The 20,566-nt window shown below is 76.3% G+C and carries 18 protein-coding genes; 11 read left to right on the top strand and 7 right to left on the bottom strand.

The window, feature by feature from the left end; genetic code table 11:
• The first annotated feature begins 19 nt into the window (after window positions 1-19).
• Both JOE68_RS28365 and JOE68_RS28370 read left to right on the top strand, forming a co-directional pair.
• Window positions 20-1,801, top strand: a complete 1,782-nt coding sequence (locus JOE68_RS28365) for an N-acetylglutaminylglutamine amidotransferase (protein WP_204845435.1) — start codon at window positions 20-22, stop codon at window positions 1,799-1,801.
• A 73-nt stretch (window positions 1,802-1,874) separates the two neighbouring features.
• A complete protein-coding gene (locus JOE68_RS28370; RefSeq protein WP_204845436.1) occupies window positions 1,875-2,303 on the top strand; it encodes a hypothetical protein in 429 nt (142 codons plus the stop codon).
• Between the two features lie 130 nt (window positions 2,304-2,433).
• Here JOE68_RS28370 and JOE68_RS28375 read toward each other — a convergent pair whose 3' ends face one another.
• On the bottom strand, window positions 2,434-2,805 hold the full coding sequence (locus tag JOE68_RS28375; RefSeq protein ID WP_204845437.1) for an STAS domain-containing protein: 372 nt from the start codon (window positions 2,803-2,805) through the stop codon (window positions 2,434-2,436).
• A gap of 411 nt (window positions 2,806-3,216) precedes the next feature.
• Between JOE68_RS28375 and JOE68_RS28380 the strand changes: the two genes are divergently transcribed.
• Entirely contained in the window at window positions 3,217-4,173 is a 957-nt protein-coding gene (locus JOE68_RS28380) for an anti-sigma factor RsbA family regulatory protein (RefSeq protein WP_204845438.1), read from the top strand.
• A 144-nt stretch (window positions 4,174-4,317) separates the two neighbouring features.
• Here the strand turns inward: JOE68_RS28380 and JOE68_RS28385 are convergent, their stop codons facing one another.
• Entirely contained in the window at window positions 4,318-5,820 is a 1,503-nt protein-coding gene (locus tag JOE68_RS28385) for a PP2C family protein-serine/threonine phosphatase (protein WP_204845439.1), read from the bottom strand.
• The gene (locus JOE68_RS28390; RefSeq protein WP_204845440.1) at window positions 5,817-6,548 is read right to left on the bottom strand and encodes a GAF and ANTAR domain-containing protein; all 732 of its coding nucleotides are present in this window, start codon (window positions 6,546-6,548) and stop codon (window positions 5,817-5,819) included. The genes JOE68_RS28385 and JOE68_RS28390 overlap by 4 nt, the downstream gene beginning before the upstream one ends.
• Before the next feature lie 214 nt (window positions 6,549-6,762).
• Here JOE68_RS28390 and JOE68_RS28395 point away from each other — a divergent pair, with 214 nt between their 5' ends.
• The 4 genes from JOE68_RS28395 (at window position 6,763) to JOE68_RS28410 (ending at window position 9,658) form a co-directional block, all read left to right on the top strand.
• The gene (locus JOE68_RS28395) at window positions 6,763-7,518 is read left to right on the top strand and encodes an ANTAR domain-containing protein (protein WP_307819952.1); all 756 of its coding nucleotides are present in this window, start codon (window positions 6,763-6,765) and stop codon (window positions 7,516-7,518) included.
• A gap of 217 nt (window positions 7,519-7,735) precedes the next feature.
• Entirely contained in the window at window positions 7,736-8,200 is a 465-nt protein-coding gene (locus tag JOE68_RS28400; RefSeq protein WP_204845441.1) for a hypothetical protein, read from the top strand.
• A 244-nt stretch (window positions 8,201-8,444) separates the two neighbouring features.
• Window positions 8,445-9,071, top strand: coding sequence for a ClpP family protease (locus JOE68_RS28405; protein ID WP_204845442.1), 627 nt, complete (start codon window positions 8,445-8,447; stop codon window positions 9,069-9,071).
• Window positions 9,068-9,658, top strand: coding sequence for a ClpP family protease (locus tag JOE68_RS28410; protein ID WP_204845443.1), 591 nt, complete (start codon window positions 9,068-9,070; stop codon window positions 9,656-9,658). Before JOE68_RS28405 ends, JOE68_RS28410 begins: the two co-directional genes overlap by 4 nt.
• A 30-nt stretch (window positions 9,659-9,688) precedes the next feature.
• On the opposite strand, the gene JOE68_RS28415 is transcribed toward JOE68_RS28410, so the two are convergent.
• Window positions 9,689-10,105 carry a helix-turn-helix domain-containing protein gene (locus JOE68_RS28415; protein ID WP_204845444.1) on the bottom strand — a complete coding sequence of 139 codons (417 nt, stop codon included), beginning with the start codon at window positions 10,103-10,105 and terminating at the stop codon, window positions 9,689-9,691.
• Between the two features lie 166 nt (window positions 10,106-10,271).
• Here JOE68_RS28415 and JOE68_RS28420 point away from each other — a divergent pair, with 166 nt between their 5' ends.
• The gene (locus JOE68_RS28420; RefSeq protein WP_204845445.1) at window positions 10,272-11,555 is read left to right on the top strand and encodes a hypothetical protein; all 1,284 of its coding nucleotides are present in this window, start codon (window positions 10,272-10,274) and stop codon (window positions 11,553-11,555) included.
• A gap of 428 nt (window positions 11,556-11,983) precedes the next feature.
• Here JOE68_RS28420 and JOE68_RS28425 read toward each other — a convergent pair whose 3' ends face one another.
• Window positions 11,984-13,408 (bottom strand): WGR domain-containing protein, encoded by a 1,425-nt coding sequence (locus tag JOE68_RS28425; RefSeq protein ID WP_204845446.1) that lies wholly within the window; start codon window positions 13,406-13,408, stop codon window positions 11,984-11,986.
• 324 nt (window positions 13,409-13,732) lie between these two features.
• Between JOE68_RS28425 and JOE68_RS28430 the strand changes: the two genes are divergently transcribed.
• Window positions 13,733-14,185 carry an iron chaperone gene (locus tag JOE68_RS28430; RefSeq protein ID WP_204845447.1) on the top strand — a complete coding sequence of 151 codons (453 nt, stop codon included), beginning with the start codon at window positions 13,733-13,735 and terminating at the stop codon, window positions 14,183-14,185.
• Between the two features lie 159 nt (window positions 14,186-14,344).
• On the top strand, window positions 14,345-17,170 hold the full coding sequence (locus JOE68_RS28435) for an AfsR/SARP family transcriptional regulator (RefSeq protein WP_239562381.1): 2,826 nt from the start codon (window positions 14,345-14,347) through the stop codon (window positions 17,168-17,170).
• Between the two features lie 190 nt (window positions 17,171-17,360).
• Here JOE68_RS28435 and JOE68_RS28440 read toward each other — a convergent pair whose 3' ends face one another.
• Complete coding sequence (locus JOE68_RS28440) at window positions 17,361-18,563, bottom strand: MFS transporter (protein ID WP_239562382.1); 1,203 nt, start codon at window positions 18,561-18,563, stop codon at window positions 17,361-17,363.
• 87 nt (window positions 18,564-18,650) lie between these two features.
• Here JOE68_RS28440 and JOE68_RS28445 point away from each other — a divergent pair, with 87 nt between their 5' ends.
• Entirely contained in the window at window positions 18,651-19,676 is a 1,026-nt protein-coding gene (locus JOE68_RS28445; RefSeq protein ID WP_204845448.1) for a LysR family transcriptional regulator, read from the top strand.
• A 101-nt stretch (window positions 19,677-19,777) separates the two neighbouring features.
• Here the strand turns inward: JOE68_RS28445 and JOE68_RS28450 are convergent, their stop codons facing one another.
• The gene (locus JOE68_RS28450) at window positions 19,778-20,566 is read right to left on the bottom strand and encodes an FHA domain-containing protein (protein ID WP_307819954.1); all 789 of its coding nucleotides are present in this window, start codon (window positions 20,564-20,566) and stop codon (window positions 19,778-19,780) included.

Raw genomic sequence — 20,566 nt, forward strand, 5'->3', positions numbered from 1 at the left:
GAGCCACCCGAGGTGAACCATGTGCGGAATCGCCGGTGAGGTCACGAACGACCGGGCGCACGCCCCGGACCGCGACGCCGTCGCGCGCATGACGGGCGCCATGCGGTCGCGCGGCCCCGACGGCGAGGGCTGCTGGTCGGCCGGGCGGGTGGCGCTCGGGCACCGCCGGCTGTCGATCATCGACCTGTCCGACACCGGCGCGCAGCCCATGGTCGACGCCGAACTGGGGCTCGCCGTGGCGTTCAACGGGTGCGTCTACAACTACGAGGAGCTGCGCGCGGAGCTGTCCGACCACTACCGCTTCACGTCCACCAGCGACACCGAGGTCGTCCTCAAGGCGTACCACCGCTGGGGCGAGCGGTTCGTCGACCACCTCGTCGGCATGTTCGCCATCGCCCTGGTCGACCAGCGGCGCGACCGCGTGCTGCTGGTGCGGGACCGGCTGGGCGTCAAACCGCTCTACGTCGCCGAACTGCCGGGCCGCACCAGGTTCGCCTCCAGCCTGCCCGCGCTGCTGGCCAGCGGCGGCGTCGACACCCGGCTCGACCCCGCGGGCCTGCACCACTACCTGACCTGGCACTCCATCGTCCCGGCCCCGCGCACGATCCTGCGCGGGGTGCGCAAGCTGCCGCCCGCCACCGTCCGCGTCCTGGAACCGGGCCGCGCGCCCCGCGACCACGTCTACTGGCAGCCGTCCTACACCCGGCGGCCCGAGCACGCCGGGTGGGGCGCGCAGGACTGGCAGGAGGCCGTGCGCGACGCGCTGCGCACCGCGGTGCGGCGGCGCACGGTCGCCGACGTCGAAGTGGGCGTGCTGCTGTCGGGCGGGCTGGACTCCAGCCTCCTGGTCGCCCTGCTCGCCGAGGAGGGCCACCGGCCCAGCACCTTCAGCATCGGCTTCACCGACCGCGACGGCGTGGCCGGCGACGAGTTCGCCTACTCCGACGCCGTGGCGCAGAAGTTCGGCACCGAGCACCACCGGATCCACGTCGGCGACGACGAGCTGGCCACGGCGGTCGGGCAGGCCGTGGCGTCGATGAGCGAGCCGATGGGCACCCACGACGTCACCGCGTTCCACCTCGTCTGCCGGGAGGTGTCCCGCCACGTCAAGGTCGTGCAGTCCGGGCAGGGCGCCGACGAGGTGTTCGCGGGCTACCGCTACCACCAGCCCGCCGCCGGCGCGCCGCGGGACCGGGCCGCGCGGCTGCTGCACGCCGCGTTCGCCGACCACGACCACGACGGCCTGGCGCGCGTCCTCCGGCCGGACTGGCTGACCGACCGCGACGTCAGCGGCGACCTGCTCGCCGAGCACCTCGGGCGGCCGGGCGCGGACACGGCGCTGGACGCCGTGCTCAGGACCGACACCCACCTGCTGATGCCGGACGACCCGGTCAAGCGGGTGGACAACATGGCGATGGCGTGGGGCGTCGAGGCCCGGGTGCCGTTCCTGGACCAGGACCTGGTCGAACTGGTCGCGGCCTGCCCGCCGCAGCTGAAGTCCGGCCAGGGCGGCAAGGCGGTGCTCAAGGACATCGGGCGCGAGGTGCTGCCGATCGAGGTGGTGGACCGCCCCAAGGGCTACTTCCCCGTCCCGGCCCTGACCCGGCTCGACGGCGACGTCCTGGACCTGCTGCGCTCCACCCTGTCCTCCGCGGCGGCCCGGCAGCGCGGCGTGCTGCGGCCCGACCACGTCGACGGCCTGCTCGACGACCCGAACGGCCGCACCACCAAGGTCGGCGGCAACGAGCTGTGGCAGGTCGGCGTGCTGGAGCTGTGGCTGCAGCAGCACGGCATCGGCTGAGCGCGCCGCGGGACGGTGCTCACAAGATCGACGCCGACCGGTTGCGCGCGGCCAAAAGGGGTACACGTCCGGTATGAGCACCGAAGACCTCAACTCGTACGCGGAACCCCAGGCCACCGGGGCCCCCGACGCGGTGGAGACCGACCCGGCGGCGCTGAACAGCGCCGAGGACCTGGACGAGGACCGCCTCCGGAAGGACCCGCTGGAGTCGGGGATGGACCCGCCCGAGCAGTGGTCCGGCGTCACCAAGTACGGCATGACGCCGTGGGAGGAGTCCCACCCCCGCCCGCTGTCGGACCGGCTCGCCGAGGAGCGGCCCGACGTGACGGCCGAGGAGCCGCCCGCCGGCGACCCGGTCGAGCGGGAGGAGGGCGTGGTGGACGCCGACGTGGGCCCCGACGCGGGTGCGGTCGGCGGGCTGGACGCGGACACCCGCTCCGAGGCCGACCGCCGGGGTCAGGCCGCCGACGACACCGTCGACGAGAGCATCGACGGCAGCTGAGCCCGGCCCGGGGTGTCGGGCGCGGCGGCCACGACCGGGCCCGGGGGCCGGTCCGCGACGGGCCGGCCCCGGCGGGGGACCGCCCGGTGCGGGGCTGCCGCCGCGTTCGGGACTGCCGCCGCGTTCGGGGCTATCGCCCCGCTCGCCGCGCCGCCGGCACGATGCCGGCCCGCAGCGCGTCCAACGCGTCCTGCCGGGTGGGGTGGACGTCCAGGGTCAGCCCCACGAACGTGATCTCCAGCGGGCGCAGGACGGCGCGCCCGCGGGCGGCCACCGCGAACGCCACGCCGAGGCGCTGGGCGCGCGCGGACGCCTCCACCAGCAGCCGGATCCCGGTGGACCCGAAGAAGTCGACGCCGGTCAGGTCCACGACCAGCCCGGCGGGCCGCTGGTCGAGCTGCCGGCACAGGGCGGCCCGGACCGGCCCGTCGCAGTCCATGTCGATCTCGCCGACCAGTTCGACCACGGACAGACCGTCGTTGCGGTCGACCTGGGTGATCATCGCGGACGGTATTGTGGTGCAGATTTCGCCCATGGGGCACCTCTCGGCTGGCACGAGAACCAACAACCGAGCTTCTGCTCAACCCGATTCTTCGCTGCGTGCGGTCACAGCGGGACGACCCAACGGTACGACGTCCGACGGGCGACCACAACCACCCGCGCGCTCCCGGCGGGGTCGGCAGCCACCGGCTCCCCGGCGGTTTCACCTGGTCGGGGTCCGCCGGGAGCGGCGCCGGGTGATCACCACCACGCGGCAGGCGGGGAACGGGCGCGGGGAACCGGGACTTCCCGCGGGACCGCCTCGTCCCGGCTCGATTACACTGGGGATCATTCGGTGGGCCGTCGGCACGCACGCCGCTGTCCGATCGTCGCCTCCGCGACCTCGGCCCGGCCAGAGCACAGAGCGGGCAGCATGACGACAAGCGCGGGCGCGGGCACGCGTGGCTACGACCACGCGGCCGTCTGTTACCGCTCCCACGACGAGCTGCTGGCCGTCGCGGTCCCGTTCCTCGACGCGGGCCTGCGCGCCGGCGAAGCCGTCGTGGTCTCCCTGGACGGGGAGAAGACCGACCTGGTGCGCTCCGCGCTGCCGGGGGCCGCCGACGTCACCTTCCTGGTCGGCGACGACGTCTACGCCCGGCCCGCGACGGCGATCAAGTCCTACCGGGAGCTGATGACCCGGCTGCTGGCGGGCGGCGCGCGGCGCATCCGGATCTTCGGCGAGGTGCCCCGGGCGGGCCTGGGCGCCCGCTGGGACTGGTGGGCGCGCTACGAGGCGGCGGTCAACCACATCTACGACGTGTTCCCGCTGCGCAGCATGTGCGGCTACGACCTGAGGACCACCCCGCGGCACGTCCTGGACGACGTCGCCTCGACCCACCCGTTCGTGGCCACCCCCGACGGCCGCCTGGCCAACGACCGCTACGTGCAGCCGCCGTCGTTCCTGTCCGCGCCGCCCGCCCCGGCCGACTACCCGATCCAGCGCACGCCGCCGCTGGTCGAGCTGGTCGACCCGACGCCGACCGCGGCCCGCCGCGCCGTGCTGGCGGCCAACCGCACCAGGCTCACGGCCGAGGAGGTCGACGACGCGCTGCTGTCGGTGACCGAGGCGGTGACCAACGCCGGGCGCCACGGCCTGCCGCCGGTGCGGCTGCGGCTGTGGTCGGACGCCGAGCTGCTGGTCGTCACGGTCCACGACCGCGGCGCCGGCCCCGGCGACCCGTTCGCCGGCCTGCTGCCCGCCTCGAACCGGTCCACCGGCGGCTTCGGCCTGTGGTTGACCCACCAGCTGTGCCACCACGTCGCCTTCGCGCGCGACGAGGACGGCTTCACCATCCGCCTCGCCATGGGCGGCTCCGACCGCGTCTGAGCGCGCCGGCCCCGGCGTGCCGCGCGCGCCGGCTCTGGGCCGGTCGGGTTCCGGGTCGGTCGGGCTCATAGTCGGTCGGACCAGCGCCGGTCGGGTTCTGGGCTGGTCGGATTCAGCGCAAGTCGGGTTCTGGACCGGTCGGGCTCAGGGTCGGTCGGGCCGTCCGGGCAGCAGCGCGTCGGGGTCGGTCCACCGGGCCAGCACGACCGTGGCGTCGTCCTGCGCGACGCCGCCCTGGTGGGCGAGGACGGCGCGGACGAGCCGCCGGGCGGTCTCGGGCGCGGGGTCGTCCGCGGCGGCCTCGCGCCGCAGGAACTCGGCCAGGCCGGTCTCCCCGAACGGCGCGCCGTGCGGGTCGCGGGCCTCGGTGACGCCGTCGGTGTGGACGACGAGCCAGTCCGCGGGGCGCAGTACCTCCTCGGCGACGGCCGGCTCGGCGCGGACCCGCTCGGCGCCGCCCAGGCCCAGCGGCGGCCTCCGCCCGCCGGTCAGCGGCTCGACCACCCCGCCCCCGCGCACGACCAGCGGCCGCGGGTGGCCCGCGTTGAGGTAGCGCAGCCGCCCGGTGGTCAGGTCGACCTCCGCCAGGACCGCCGTGGCGGACGCGCCGCCCCCGAGCTGCCGGCCGAGGGCCTCGTCGACGGCGCGGGCCCGCTCGCCCAGGTCCAGGCCCGCGCGGCGGGCCCGCCGGTGCGCGGCGAGCGCGGTGGCGGCGACCAGGCCGCTGCGCAGGTCGTGCCCGGCGGCGTCCAGGACGATCAGCGTGGCGGTGGTCTCGGACAGGGAGTAGTCGAAGGCGTCGCCGTTGCCCTCGTGGCGCGGCTGGACCGCGCCGGTCACCACGAAGTCGTCCACCCCCGCGGTCATCGGCGGCATCAGCGACCGGATCAGCTCGCCGGTCACGTTCCGGGGCGGCGACCGGCGACCCAGGTCCACGGCGTCGCCGTACCGGGCGAGCTGGCTCACCAGGTGCCCCAGCAGGATGGACAGCCACCGGCACTGGGCGTGCAGCCCCGGGTGCTCGAGGTCGACGGCGTCGTCCACCTCGACCTCCAGCACCCCCAGCCGCTCCGCCCCGTCCAGCAGCGGCACCCACAGCCGGGGGCCCACCCGCGCCGGCAGGACGCGCACCTCCCGGAACGCGCGACCGGCCAGGCTGCCGTCCAGCTCCGGCGCTTCCCGGTCCGCCGCTTCCCGGTCCGGCCCGCCGTCGGCCGCGGGCCACCGGTGCAGGCGCCGCGCGTCGCGGTCGACCAGGTACATCGTGATCCGCACGCCGAGGGTCCGCGCGGCGGCGTCGAGCAGCGCGGGCAGCCGCTCCGGCGGGGCCAGCTCCGCTCCTTCCAGCAGCTCCACCAGGGCGGACAGCGACTGGCCCCGGGGCTCGCTCTCGCGCGCCGGGCGGCTGTAGTAGGCGCGGTGCGGCGGGGTCAGCTCGTCCAGGCGCTCGTTGACCGCGTGGGCGAGGATGTCGCACTGGAGCGGGGGCAGCCGGCCGAGCCCGTGCACGTAGGCGTCGATGTCGATCACACCGCAGTCGCCGCCGAGGGCGAAGTAGCGCAGCCACAGCTCGTCGATGGTGAGCCGGGCGTGCGGCAGGGCGGCGGCGATGCTGTGCTGCTGCTCGTCCGCGTGGTCGGTGGTCATCGCGATCGGCCGGGGCGCCCGGGGGCCGACCGCACCAGGTGCTCGCAGGCTCGGCGCAGCGTCGTGCCGCGCCGGCGCGCCAAGTCGGCCAGCACCAGGAACGCGGCCCGCTCGTCGACGCCGTCGCGGGCCATGACGACGCCCTTGGCCAGCGCGACCACGTCGCGCCCGCGCAGCGCCCGGCGGAGGTCGTCGCTGACCCGCCGCGCGTCCTCGGAGGTGCGCAGGTTGTCCAGCAGGATGGCCGCTTGGGTGGCGAACATCGTCAACAGGTGCTCCTCCCGCTCGCCGTAGGCGCCGGGCCCGGAGGCGTAGACCTTCATCGCGCCCAGCAGCTTCCCGTCCAGGAGCAGGGGAGCGCTGAGCACCGAGCGCAGGCCGACCCCCGCCACGGCCCGCACCCAGTCCGGCCAGCGCTCCTCGCGGTCCAGGTCGTCGACGCGCACCACGGCGCGCTGCTCCCACGCCGTCAGGCACGGCCCCTGCCCCAGCTCGTACTGCAGGGCGTCGGCGCGCTCGACCACGGCGTCGGTCGCCGCCGCGGTCACCCGGTCGCCGGCCTGGTCGAGCAGCGTGATCCCGGCTCCGGCGGTGCCCGCGAAGGACTCCTTCGCCAACGCGGTGACCAGCGCCAACCCGTTGTTCACCGTCTCCGCCGACAGCAGCAGTCCGGAGACGCGGGCGAACACGGCCGCCAGCTCGTCGGTCGGCAGCGACTCCGACTCCATCCCCGCACCCGCTTCCCCGGTCGGCCTCGCCCCGGTCGGGACGGCCCCGTCACCCCGGCGCATACCCGCCGCCGCACCCGTTGTAACCGGCAGTCGGCGTCACGTCCGCCTCGGGAGCCCGACCGGCGCGGGAAGTGTGACGACGTCCCGCTCTGGGCACAGAAGTCGGACGAGGCAGGCGGGGCGACGCCCGGCGCGTGCTCGAGGAGGCGGTGTGGTGGGTAGGCAGCGGGTCGAGGTGGACGACGCCCCCGAGGGGCTGGTCCGGTGGATCGACGGCGTCACCGAGGCGTTGGAGGAGCTGTCCGGGATCCTGGAGCAGGAGGAGGACCTGTCGGTCATCCTGGACCGCACCTGCCGCCAGTCAGTCCTCGCGATCCCGGGCGCGGACCTGGCCAGCGTGACCCTGCTGCGCGAGGGCGGCCCCGAGACCGGCGCGTCGACCGCCCGGCGGGCGCTCGACGTGGACTTGGCGCAGTACCGGGCCGGGCAGGGCCCCTGCCTGGAGGCAGCCCGCACCGGGCAGGTCCAGCGCGCCGCGGCGGAGCAGGTGCCCGACCGGTGGCCCGCCTTCGGCCGGGAGGTCGCCGGGCTGGGCGTCGGGAGCTACCTGGCGGCCCCGCTGCGCGTGGACGACGAGCACTCCGGGTCGCTCAACCTCTACAGCGAGCAGGCGCACGGCTTCCGGGCGCTGGACGAAGCCCTGCTGGGGCTGTACACCACGGCCGCGCAGGCGGCGCTGCGCAACGCCCGCCGCTACCTGCGCGCCCGCGAGCAGGTGGCCCAGCTGAGCCGGGCGCTGACCTCGCGGGCGGTGATCGACCAGGCCAAGGGCGTGGTCATGGCCGTGCACCGGGTCGGTCCGGACGAGGCGTTCGCGATGCTGGTCGACCGGTCCCAGCACGAGAACGTCAAGCTGCGCGACTTCGCCGAGCGCTTCATCGAGGACATCAGCGACGACGGCGCGTGAGACGACCCGGCAGCGCGGTCGCGCAGCCCGCGCCCGCCGCCGGGCACTCCGAGATCGGGCATTCCGCCGCCGGGCGCCCCGCGGCCGGGTCGGACCGGCCGTCGCCACCGACGCCGCCTCGCCGCCGAGGCGCGGCTGCGGTCCGGGGACCAGTCCCCCCAGCCCCGCGCGACCATGGGCCGGCAGTCACCACCCGCACGGACATGGGGCGTGATCCATGGGCACAGGACCGGCGGCCTTGCTGGCCGGCATCGCGTTGCTGCTCACCTCCTCCACCCCGGTCACTCCGGCGCAGGCGGACCCCACCCCGCCCGGCCCCGCCGGGATCGGTCCCGCCGGGGTCGGCGCTGCCGGGGTCGGCGCTGCCGCGGTCCACGCGGTCGTCGGCCGGCACGGCGGCGAGTGCCCGGAGGACGCCGGCGGAACCCGCGCCGGGGCGGCGGACGTGCCGGCCGACACCGCTGCGCGGTGGACCGAGCCCGCGCACCGCGAGCGGTTCTGCGGCCTGCCGGTCGACTTGCGCCTGTCCGCCAGGGGGCAGGTGCGCGCGCTGGACTCCGACCGGGTGCTGCGCCAGAAGGTCATGGAGGTCCGGTCCGACCGCCGCCGACCGCCGCCCGGACGGCACCAAGAGGACGACGGCCCGCACTGCGCAGCGCGACGAGCGGTCCCGGGCCCGTGATCGGCGGCTTGTGATCGGCGGCTTGTGATCGGCGGCTTGTGATCGGCGGCTTGTGATCGGCGGTCGCCGCCCGGCGCCGGCGACCGACCGTCCCCGATGGACCGGGAAGGCCCGGGAACACCGAGGGGTCCGGGCCTTCCCCTCTCGTGCCCCCGCCCGGGCCGCGCGACCGGCCTGCTGTGGGCTGATCCGCTCACAGCGGAGACGCCGGCGGACGGCGCCGGGGTGGCGGCATCGTCGGGGCATGACCAACGACGTGAAGCAGCCGCTGTTCGACCACCGGCTCCGGGAACGGTTCTTCAGCCGGCGGGTGCTGGTGCTGGACGGCGTGCTCGACGACGACAACGGGACGGTGCTGGCCACCCAGCTGCTGTCCCTCGCGGGCGAGGACCCCGGCAAGGACATCGCGCTGTGGATCCACTCGCCGGGCGGCTCGGTCCCCGCGATGCTGGCCATCCGCGACGTGATGCGGCTCGTGCCGTGCGACGTGGCCACGCTGGCGCTGGGGCTGGCGTGCAGCGCGGGGCAGTTCCTGCTGTCGGCGGGCACGCCGGGCAAGCGCTTCGCCCTCCCGCACGCCCGCATCCTGATGCACCAGGGCTCGGCGGGCATCGGCGGCTCCGCGGTCGAGGTGGAGGTGCAGGCCGACGACCTGCGGCACACCCGCGACACGGTGATCGGGCTCATCGCGCAGGACACCGGCCAGCCGATCGAGCGGGTCTTCGCCGACTCCCTGCACGACCGCTGGTTCACCACCGAGCAGGCGCGCGAGTACGGCTTCATCGACCACGTCGTCGGCGACCTCGGCCAGGTCCTGCCGGTGCGCAGCCACGAACTGGGCCTCGGCCCGGCGACGGGAGCACGCGCGTGAGCACCTACACCATCCCCAACGTCATCGCGCGCGGCCAGGGCGGCGAGCGGATCATGGACGTCTACTCGCACCTGCTGTCGGAGCGGATCGTCTACCTCGGCACCGCGATCGACTCCGGCGTGGCCAACGCGCTGATCGCGCAGCTGCTGTACCTGGAGTCCAACAGCCCCGAGCAGGAGATCAACCTCTACATCAACTGCGAGGGCGGCGACCCGTCGGCGATGCTCGCGCTCTACGACACCATGCGCTTCATCAAGGCCCCGGTGGCGACGACGTGCGTCGGCCAGGCGGTGGCGGCCGGCGCGGTGCTGCTGGCCGCGGGGCAGGCCGGGCACCGCTTCGTGCTGCCCCACACCAGGGTGGTGCTGCACCAGCCCGCGGCGCAGGGCCGCGGCACCATCCCCGACCTGATCCTCCAGGCCGACGAGGTGGTGCGGGTGCGCACCCAGCTGGAGGACATCCTCTCCGCGCACACCGGCCACGACGTCGCGCAGCTGCGGCACGACACCGACCGCGACCGCGTGTTCGACGCGGCGGGCGCCGTCGGCTACGGGCTCGCCGACCACGTCCTCGACCGGCGGCCCTGAGCGGTCCTGGGGCCCGGCCGGCTCCGGGCCTCAGGCCGCCATGAGGACGGGTCCCGCGGGGCGGCGCCCGACCGGGGAGCGCCCGATCGCGGCGCTCGTGCCGCGGTGCCGCCGGACCTCGCCGGCGATGCCGGCGAGCAGGTCGGCCAGGTCGACGCCGAGCGCGCCGGTGACCGCGGCGATCATCTCGCTGGACGGCTCCTTGCGCCCGCGCTCGATCTCCGACAGGTACTGCGGCGAGATGCCGGCCCGCTCCGCGACGTCGACCAGGCGGCCACCCCGCTCCTCCCTGGTGGCCCGCAACCGGCGGCCGAGCACCTCGCGCCACAGCGGCTCGGGTGCGCGCTCGGGTGCGCGCTCGGGCTCGGACCGGCGCTCGCGGTCGGATGCGGAGGCGCGGTCGGATGCGGAGGCGCGGTCGCGGTGGAAGGTCAGGATGTCCGCCATGCGGTCATCCTGGCACCGGTCCGGCGCCCGCCGGCCCGGCTTCCGCTCCCAGCGGACAACACCCGCCGGCCCGCGCCCCCCCGCCGGCGCTCGTGCGCTCGCCCGTGCACTCCCGGAGCCCCGTGCCGGCACGATGCGATCAACGCCACCGTCACGAGGAGCAGCCGTGGACCAGGAGCACGTCGTCGCCACCGCCGCAGCCGAGGAGTTGCCGGCGCTCAGGCGCCGGGTGCGCGAACGCCATCCGAAGGCGTCGTTCCTTTCGGCGTTGAGCACCGCCCGCCGCGCGTGCTCGGCCCCACGGCTCCACGACGTGTGGTTGGACGAGGACAAAGGCGTCCTGCTGGTCCTGGAGCACGTCCGGAAGCGGGAGGGTTACGGGCAGAAGACGGTGGAGCTGCTGCTGCACCGGTTACCGCTGCGGTCGCCGGCCTGCGATCCGCTGCTGGAGACCTTGGCCCGCAACCCGCTGGAGCGCCTGCACGACTCCCGGGTCGGGCGCGACACGTTCATCGGGCTGCCCACCGCACTGGCGGCGTTGGAGCAGTTGTTCCGGGTCCACCTGGCACGGCTGCGGCTGGTCCACCCGGGACCGGTCGAGGTGGACCGGGCGATCCGGGACCAGGTCGCCCGTGCCGCCACGCCCGAACAGGCGCGGCGGCGCACCGCCTTCCGGGACTGGCACCTGCGGGAGGTGTGCGGGTGGCCGGAGCACCTGGCGCCCGCCGACGCGGCGCGCGCGGTGCGGTTGAGCCCGGGCCACCTGGAGGGCGTGGTCGGCGCCTGGCACGCCTACGAGGACGCCGCCTACGACCGGCCCGTGATCGACAGGTGGTGGGAGGAACGGGGGCGGGGGCGCAAGCGCAGGCACAGGCAGCTGTACTACTACGAGTTCCGCGCTCTCGACCGACCGCTGACCGACAGGCAGGTGGCGAACCTGGCCAAGGTGCTGCCCGAGGGGGACGTCGACCGCGACGGGGCCGTGGTCGACGTGGAAGTGGAGCCGGGCGAGCACGACTTCCGGTGGGTGGACGTCGAACTGCTCTCCGCGTACTTCGACGCGGGCCTGCACTTCCGGCAGAGCGGCGCGCGGAGCCTGTGGCTGCGGGTGCCCTCCGGCCTGGCCGACCTGGTCGAGCCCTACCGGCGCCCCGGCGTCGTGGGGATCACCGACCTCGGCGAGGACCTGCTCGTGGAGCTGAACCGCTACGAGGAGGACGGCGAGCACGCTTACCGGGGCACCGACCCCAGCCCCTGGCTGGCCGGGATGGCGCCGGTGCGCGACGAGCTCGCGCGGGGCGACCTGCGGGCCCTGCACGTCGCGTGGGCGGCGGCCGACTCCCTGGAGGGCCGGGAGCCGACCCCGCCGCCGGCCCCGGAGCCGCCCGGCCTGGCCGACCCCACGCCGGGGCTGGCGGCGCTGCGCCACTTCCTCGCCCACGTCCCCTGACGGTCGCGCGTGCGCAGGGGCTTCGCGCGGCGCGGCGATCCGGCGCGTGCTCGACCACCTCGCCGTCCTCCGCCGCCCGTTCGCTGCCCACCCGCCCCGCTGTCCGATCGGCGCTGCCCGACCGGAGTTGCTGATCGCCGCTGTCCGGCCGGTGCTGTCGGACCGGTGCTGTCGGACCGGTGCTGTCGGACCGGTGCTGTCGGACCGGTGCTGTCGGACCGGTGCTGTCGGACCGGTGCTGTCGGACCGGTGCTGTCGGACCGGTGCTGTCGGACCGGTGCTGTCGGACCGGTGCTGTCGGACCGGTGCTGTCGGACCGGTGCTGTCGGACCGGTGCTGTCGGACCGGTGCTGTCGGACCGGTGCTGTCCGACCAGCGCCGTCAAACCGGCGGCGGCCCGCTCGACGGGCCGCCGCCGCGTCCGGCGGTCAGCGCAGGCGCCTGATCTCGCCGCGGGTGCGGTAGAACGACCCGCTCGCCGACGTCAGCACCTCCGAGACCAGGTACCGGGCGCCGGGCACGCGGATGTTCTTGGGGAACTGCACGCCCCACGTGCGGTCGTACCCGTCGGAGACGACGCGCACCCGGACCCGGCCGCCCTCCTGCACGCACTCGACCACCACGCCCTCGCCCGGGGCGACGTGCGAGACGACCTCGACCTCGGCGGTCGCCTCGACGCGGTCGATGCTGCCGGCCTTGATGTCCTGGCGCGGCGGCAGCTGCCCCTGCTCGGCCGCGCGCACGGCGTCCGGGCCGGCGTCCAGGCAGGCGAGCGACCCGTCGGTGGTCACCAGGTAGAGCCGTTCGTCGCGGTACTGCATGGAGAACGCCGAGCCGCACCCGGTGGCGAGCTTCCACAGCCGGGTGCCGTCGGCGGCGAAGCAGTACACCGAGGACTGGTTGTCGCCCGCGAAGACGAACCCGCCGTCGGGCGAGGTCGCGCAGGAGAACACGGGCGCGTCGCAGCGGTAGAGGCCCGTCTCGCGCCCGTCCGACTTGGCGAACCGGTGCACCCGGCCCCGGCTGGTGCCCGCGAAGACCTCGGTGCGCTCCTGCCAGCCGAACAGCACCTCCCCGACGGTGTCGGCGTGCCAGGCCCGGTGGCCGCGGCCGGTGTAGTGGGTGACGCCCCGGGCGTGGCCGTGGAAGACGCCCTCCGCCGAGCAGCGGACCATCCAGGCGCTGTCGCCGGTGGCCGGGCACGACCACTGGAACTCGTCCTCGTGGTCCACCACCGTCACCCGGCCCTGCCGGTCGGACACGCCGAGCACGCCGTCGTGGATGTCGAGCCAGTAGATGTCCACGTCCTCGGCGATCTCGTAGGCCACCCGGGGCACCTTGGCACCCAGGTCGTAGACCTGGCCGTCGTCGCAGCCCGCGTAGATCCAGAAGTCGTCGGCCACGATGCACTTGACCGCGTCGGGCAGCCCGAACCGCCCGGTGACCCGGCCGTCGTGGGTGAGGGTGTAGACGTCGCCGTTCTCGTTGCCGACCCAGGCGTGGTCCTCGCCGATGAAGATCCCGAACGCCGGGGCCCCGGAGGCGAACCGCCACAGCACCGGCGCCTGGTGGGCGGTCGAGCGGGTGCTGACGATCTGCCGCCGGCTCACCGGCCGGCGCCCGCGCACCCCCCGGACGGCGGGGGCGTAGCCCTTGCGCACCTTCTCGCCGATCTTCTTCTCGGCCGCCTTGAGCGCCTTGGCGTGGTCGGCGAAGGTCGCGCTGCGCACCTGCCCCTGCTCCCCGATGCGCCCATAGGTGATGGTGACCTCGGTGCCGTCGACCCGCACTTCGTAGAACTTGTGCGCGCCACCGCCCGCCTCGGACAGCTCCAGGTACGTCGTGGCAGACATGCGTTCGCTTCCCCTCTTCCGCGGCAACTGCGCGCACGTTATCCACCGGCACCGACAAAACCGGGAACGCGCCCGGTCCCGGCGGGTGCGCCGGGACCGGTCAGGAATCGAGAAGCGCCGGTCGGCGGCCCGCGCCTAGCGTTCCCGCCATGACCCCGATCGAGAGCACCACGGCCTGATGTGCCTGCACCGCCCGGGGCCGGGCGTCCCGCCGGCCCGGGACGGCGCCGGGCCACCGCCCGCCGACCCCCGGCCCGGTGAGGGCCGCGGCACGCCGAGCCGGGTCACAGCACCGCACACCGCGAACGTCGAGGAGGACCAGCGATGAGCCGCACCGAGTCCAGCGCGTACGAGGGTTTCACCGCCGAGGAGCGGGCCGCCATGAAGGACCACGCCCGGGAGCTGAAGAAGGAGGCGCGCCGCAGCTCGCGCGCGGACAAGGCGGCCGAGGCGGTGCGGGACCTGCTCGCGAAGATCGCCGAGATGCCCGACGCCGACCGGGTGATGGCCGAGCGCGTGCACGCCGTCGTCACGGCCAACGCCCCGATGCTCGCCCCGAAGCTCTGGTACGGGATGCCGGCCTACGCGCTGGACGGCAAGGTCGTGTGCTTCTTCCAGAGCGCGGACAAGTTCAAGGCGCGCTACGCCACGCTCGGGTTCAGCGACCAGGCGGGCCTGGACGAGGGCGCGATGTGGGCGACCAGCTACGCCCTGGCGGAGGTGACGGCGGAGGTGGAGGAGCGCATCGCCGCCCTCGTGCGGCGGGCGGTGGGGTGAGCCGCGGCCGGTCGCCCGGCGGGCGGGAGCCCCGCGTTCGGCGCCGGCCCGGACGCCGGCGGGCGGGGGCTCGAACCGCCGCCCGCTGGTCGGATCGGGCGGTACCGGGCGCGGCCCGGGGCGCACCTCCCGCACCCTGTTGTCCGGGCACGGTGCAGGATGCCCGGTCGGGAGGTCGTGATGGCGGTGCGGTTCCGGTTGTTGGGCGGTGTCGAGGCCGACGTCGGCGGTGTGCCGGTGGCGCTGGGCCACGCCAAGCAGCGCGGGGTGCTGGCGGTGCTGCTGGTGGAGGCCGGCGCCCCGGTCACGGCCGACGCCCTGCTGGAGCGGGTGTGGGGCGATCGGCTCCCGGCCAGGGGCCGGCACGTGCTGCACAGCTACGTCTCCCGGTTGCGGGCGGTGCTGGCGGTGACCGAGCGGGTGCGGCTGGTCCGCCGCCCCGGCGGCTACCAGCTCACCGCGGACGAGCAGGACGTCGACCTGCACCGGTTCGGCCACCTGGTGGCCCGGGCGCGCGCGGCGGACGACGAGCGGGCCGCGGCGCTGTTCGACGAGGCGCTGGGGCTGTGGCGGGGCGAGCCGCTGCCCGACCTGGACACCCCCTGGGCCGAGGCGCTGCGCGCGAGCCTGGCGGCGCAGCGCCTGGCCGCCGAGCTGGACCGGGCCGACCTCGCGCTGCGCCGCGGCCGGCACGCGGAGCTGCTGCCCGACCTGGCCGAGCGCGCGCGGCGCCACCCGCTGGACGAGCGGGTCGCCGCGCAGCTGGTGCTGGCCCTGTACCGCAGCGGTCGCCAGGCCGACGCGCTGGAGCACTACCGGCGGGTGCGCGCCCGGCTGGTGGAGGAGCTGGGCGCCGACCCCGGCCCCCGGCTGCGGGACCTGCACCAGCGGGTGCTGGCCGCGGACCCCGACCTCGCCGCCGACGGGCCCGGCGCGGCGCGCGCGAGCGCCGCGGCCCCGGTGCCTCGGCAGCTGCCCGCCGTGCCCCGGTCGTTCACCGGCCGCGCCGCGGAGCTCGCCGCGCTGACCGCGTCGCTGGACGAGGCGCCCTCCGGCACCGTGGTGATCTCGGCGATCGGCGGGTCGGGCGGCATCGGCAAGACCTGGCTCGCGCTGGCCTGGGCGCACCGCCACCGCGACCGGTTCCCCGACGGGCAGCTGTTCGTCGACCTGCGCGGGTTCAGCCCCGACGGCGAGCCCGTGGCGGCGGAGACGGCCGTGCGGGGATTCCTCGACACCCTCGGCGTCGAGCCGGACCGCGTGCCGGGCGACCCGGGCGCCCGGGCGGCGCTGTTCCGCAGCCTCATCGCGGGCCGGCGGGTGCTGATCGTGCTGGACAACGCGGCCACCGCCGACCAGGTGGTCCCGCTGCTGCCCGGTGACGGCTCCGCCGCGGTGCTGGTCACCAGCCGCAACCGGCTCACCGAGCTGATCACCCGCCACGGCGCCCACCCGCTGCGGGTGGACGTGCTGCCCGACGCCGAGGCCCGGCAGGTGCTGGTCGACCGGTTGGGCGCGCGGCGGGTCGAGGCCGAACCCGACGCGGTGCGCAGGCTGCTGGCCTGCTGCGGCGGGCTCCCCCTCGCCTTGGGCGTCGTGGCCGCCCGCGCCACCGTCCACCCGGACTTCCCGCTGTCCGCGCTGGCCGACGAGCTGCACGACACCGCGACCAGGTTGGCGGCGCTGGACGACGGCAACCCCGCCACCAGCCTGCCGGAGGTGCTGTCCTGGTCGGTCGACGCGCTGGGCGAGCGGCCGGCGCGGGTGCTCGCGCTGCTGGGCCTCGCGCCGGGGCCGGACACCGGCCTGCGCGCCGCGGCCGACCTCGCCGGCCTGGACGTCGCGGCCACCCGGTCGGCGCTGCGCGCGCTGGAGGACCTGCACCTGGTGCAGCAGCGCGCGCCGGGCCGCTACGGGATGCACGACCTGGTCAAGCTCTTCGCCGCCGACCGCGCCCACCGCACGCTCCCCGAAGCCGACCGCGACGCGGCGCTGCGCCGGCTGGTCGGCTTCCTGCTGCGCACCGCGTTCGCCGCCGAGCGGGTGCTCGACCCGCACCGCGAACCCATCCGGCTCGCCGACTTCCCGGACTGCCACCCGCTGTCGCCGCCCGACCAGGACGCCGCGCTGGACTGGTTCGCCACCGAGCACCGCACCCTGCTCGCCGTGCAGCAGTTCGCCGCCGGCCGGGGCTGGCACGACCCGGTCTGGCAGCTGGCCTGGTCGCTGGACACCTTCCTCTACCGGCGCGGGCACCTGCAGGACGCGGTGGTGGTGTGGCGGGCCGGGGTCGCCGCGGCCGAGCGGCAGGGCGACCCGCGCGCGCTGCTGCTCGCCCACCGCCTGCTGGGCGACGCCGCCGCCTTCGCCGGGCTGCCCGACGAGGCCATGCGGCACCTGGTCCGCGCCCTGGAGCTGGCCGAGCGCACCGACGACCGCACCACCCAGGCCCACACCCACTACACGCTCACCCGCGCCTGGGAGCAGCGCGGGGAGGACCGGCGGGCGCTGGACCACGCGCTGCGGGCGCTGCGGCTCTACCGGGACCTGGGCCGACCGGAGTGGGAGTGCGCGGCGCTGAGCGCGGCGGGCTGGCTGTACGCCAGGGTCGGCGACCACGACCAGGCGCGCGCGCACTGCCGGGCGGCCCTGGAGCTGGGCGACCGCCGGCCCGACCCCACCCTCGCCGCCGCCGTGATGGACACCCTGGGCTACAGCGCCCACCGGACCGGTGACCACGCGGAAGCCCTGGAGCACTACCGCGAGGCCCTGGAGCTGTACCGCGAGCACGGCAACACCTACAACCAGGCCGACACCCTCGACCGGCTCGGCCTCGTCCACCGCGCCCTGGGCCGGCCCGACTCGGCCCGCGAGGTCTGGCGGCAGGCCCTGGACCTGTACCGGGCCCAGGACCGCGCCGACGAGGCCCTCCGCGTCCGGGACCAGCTCGACGCGCTCGACGGGGAAGGGCGGGGCACCACCTGACGATCGGCCCGGCCCGGGGTGTCCCTCGCCACAGCGGTGACCGCGACGACCGGCCCACCTGCCGCAGGGCGACCGGCCGCTCGCGGTGTCTTCACGCGATCGGGCCGGCGGCGCCCCGGCCGGGAGGCGCCCCGACCGGGAGGCGCCCCGACCGGGAGGCGCCCGGCCGGGACGTGGTCCGCGCGGGGCCTCAGCGGTCGGCGGCGGCCCGCGCCGGGCGCTCCGCGGGCGCCGGCGCGCGGCCCCGCACCAGCACGGGCACCGCCGCCGCGGTCAGCGCCGCGCCCAGCCACATCACCGCCACCAGCCCGAACCCGTCGGCCACCAGGCCGCCGCCGAGCGCGCCCAGCGCGATCGCCCCGTTGAACACCCCGGAGAACAGCGCGGACGCCGACTCGTGGGCGTGCGGCGCGGCGGCGAGCAGCCAGGTCTGGGTGCTCACCGACACCGCCCCGTACGCCAGCCCCCACACCACCAGCAGCCCCGCCGCGGCCGGCGCCGACGTGCCCGCCACCGGCACCAGCGCCACCGTCGCCGCCAGCACCCCGCTGACGACCAGCAGCGTCGCCCGGGGCGAGCGGGCCGCCCCGGCGCCGCCCGCGAAGGTGCCCGCGACCCCCGCCACGCCGTACACCAGCAGCAGCGCGGCGATCGCGCCCGGCTCGACCCCGGCCACGCCCTCCAGCACCGGCCGCACGTAGGTGTAGGCGGCGAAGTGCCCGACGACCACCAGCGAGACCACGGCGAGCCCGGTAGCCACCGGGGGGTGGGCGGCCAGCCGCACCGTGCCGCCCAGCCGCACCGGCCGGTCGACCGGCAGCCGGGGCAGCACGACCAGCAGCGCGAGCACGACCACCAGCGCCGACCCGGCCACCACGGCGAAGGCCGCCCGCCAGCCCAGCACCTCGCCCAGGTGGGTCCCGGTCGGCACGCCCAGCACGGACGCCACGGCCACCCCGCTGAAGACCAGCGACGTGGCCGTCCCCACCGACGCCGGGGGAGCCAGGCGCGCGGCCAGCCCGCCGGCCAGGGCCCACACCCCGCCCACGCCGAACCCCACCAGCACCCGCGCCACCACCAGCACGGCGAACGACGGCGACCAGGCCGCGACCAGGTTCCCCAGGGCCAGCAGCCCCATCAGCACGCCCAGCACCGCTCGGCGGTCGGTGGCCCCGAACGCCGGGACGAGCAGGGGAGCGGACAGCGCCGCGACCACGCCGGTCACCGTCAGGGTCAGCCCGGCCGTCCCCTCCGTCACGCCCAGGGCGGTCCCGATCGGCGTCAGCAGCCCCACCGGGAGCATCTCGGAGGTGACCACGGTGAAGGTGGCCAGCGCCAGCGCCACCACCGCGGGCCAGCCCCGGACGTCCCCGCGTTCCTCGATCTCTCGCATGTCCCCAGCCAACGCGGGCGCCCGGTCGGGAACAACGGCCGATCACTCACGCTTCCATGAGCAGGGCTACTGGATCGGGGGGCGTCGGTGAGCGGTCTGGAGATCAGGGAGCTGGAGGCGTTCCTCGCGCTGGCGCGGGAGCTGCACTTCGGCCGGGCGGGGCAGCGGCTGCACGTGTCGCAGAGCCGCGTCAGCCAGCTGATCCGCGCGCTGGAGTCCCGCGTCGGCGCGCCGCTGGTCGAGCGGACCAGCCGCCGCGTGCGGCTGACCCCGCTGGGCGAGGGCTTCCTGGCCGACCTCGACCCCGCCTACGACCTGCTGCGCCGGGCGGTCGACGACGTCCGCGCGGCGGCGCGCGGTGTCGCCGCGTCGCTGCGCGTGGGCTTCCAGGGCGCGGTCGACGGCCACCTCGCCGACGCGCTCACGCTGTTCGGCGAGCGGCGCCCGGACTGCGCCGTGGAGCTGGTGGAGATCCCGCTGGCCGACCCGTTCGGCGCGCTGCACCGCCGGGAGGTGGACGCCGCGGTCGTGCTGCTGCCGGTGCGGGAGCCCGACCTCGTGGTCGGGCCGGTGTTCTCCCGCAACCCGCACACCCTGGCCGTCTCCGCCCGCCACCCGTTCTCGGCGCGGGCGGCGGTGAGCGCGGAGGAGCTGGCCGGCTGCGCGGTCATCGGCGTCCACGCCACCGCGCCCGGCTACTGGCGGGACGTCCACGCCCCGACGCGCACGCCCGGCGGCCGCGCGGTGCCGGCCGGACCCGCGGTCCACACCCTGCAGGAGGGCCTGAGCCTGGTCGCGGCGAACCGGGGCGCCATGCTGCTGTGCCGGGCGACGGCCGTCCACCACGCCCACCGCCGCTCGGTGGTGTTCGTCCCCGTCACCGGCCTGCCCGACTCCGAACTCGGCGTCGTCCGGCACCGCCGCCACCCCGGGCCGCAGGCGCGCGCCTTCGCCCAGGCCGTCCTCGACACGCTGCCCGGCCGGTCGACCGGGCAGCGCGGGGGCCGGCGCGCCGGCGGCGCGGCCGGCGCCCGCACCCCGGCCGGCCGGGGTCCGCGGCCGGAGCCCGGGGCCGGGCAGTCGCCGCCCCGCCGCGCAGCGGTCCAGGGGTGACCGGGGCTTCCCGCGAACCCGCCGGAGCCGGCGGGGAGCCCGCCCGGCGGGGAGCCCGCCCGGCGCGGGGTCGGTCCGGCGCGGGTCGGTCCGGTGCGGGGTCAGTCCGCCAGGGACAGGTCCTGCGGCCCGAGGGTGGTCGACCGCACCAGCTCCCGCAGCAGGTTGTCGTTCAGGGAGTTGCCGACCGGCTCGCCGACCTCCTCCCGGGTCAGGTTGGGCACCCCGCGCGCGGACAGCCGCTCGCGCACGGCGGCGACCCGGTGCTCGACCCGCTTGGCGGTCCAGCCAGCCCCCGGCCGCAGCCGCGCCAGGCGCAGGGCGCTCTCCTTCCAGGTCAGCGGTTTCGGGTCGGCCTCGCGCAGCAGGTAGTGCCAGCCGAGCACGACGAGCACCAGCCGCTCCTCGGGGGTGAGCGGGTGGGGCCGGGGCGGGTCGGTGGCCTCGCCGTGCCGGGCGTGCGGCCGGCTGCCGTCCGGCCCGGCCACGAACACCTCCAGCAGGTGCTCGCGCTCGCGCGAGCCCGGCACGTGCAGCGGCGTGTAGCCCTCGGCCAGCGGGATCGCGCCCTCGTCGGCGAACAGCCACTGGGAGCGGGGCAGCCGGATGGGCCTGCGCCCGGTGTTGCGCAGCCACCACCGGCCGTGGCGGCAGGTCAGCTCACCCTGCCTGCGGCTGACCTGCCGGTCGTCCTCGCCGAGGCAGACGTGCACGTCCGGCCGGTTGCGCCCGAAGTAGACGGTCCGACCCTCCTTGGGCCCCACCGCGTAGCCGCCGCCGAGGGCCAGCGCGTGCACCGAGCCCGCCACCGCGCGCGGGACGCCCCGCGCCAGGCTGTCGTGACCCCCTGGCAGCACCAGGCCGCCCATGTGCCGCAACCGTGGATCCAC

This window comes from Saccharothrix algeriensis (assembly GCF_016907655.1).
Taxonomy (GTDB): Bacteria; Actinomycetota; Actinomycetes; order Mycobacteriales; family Pseudonocardiaceae; genus Actinosynnema; species Actinosynnema algeriense.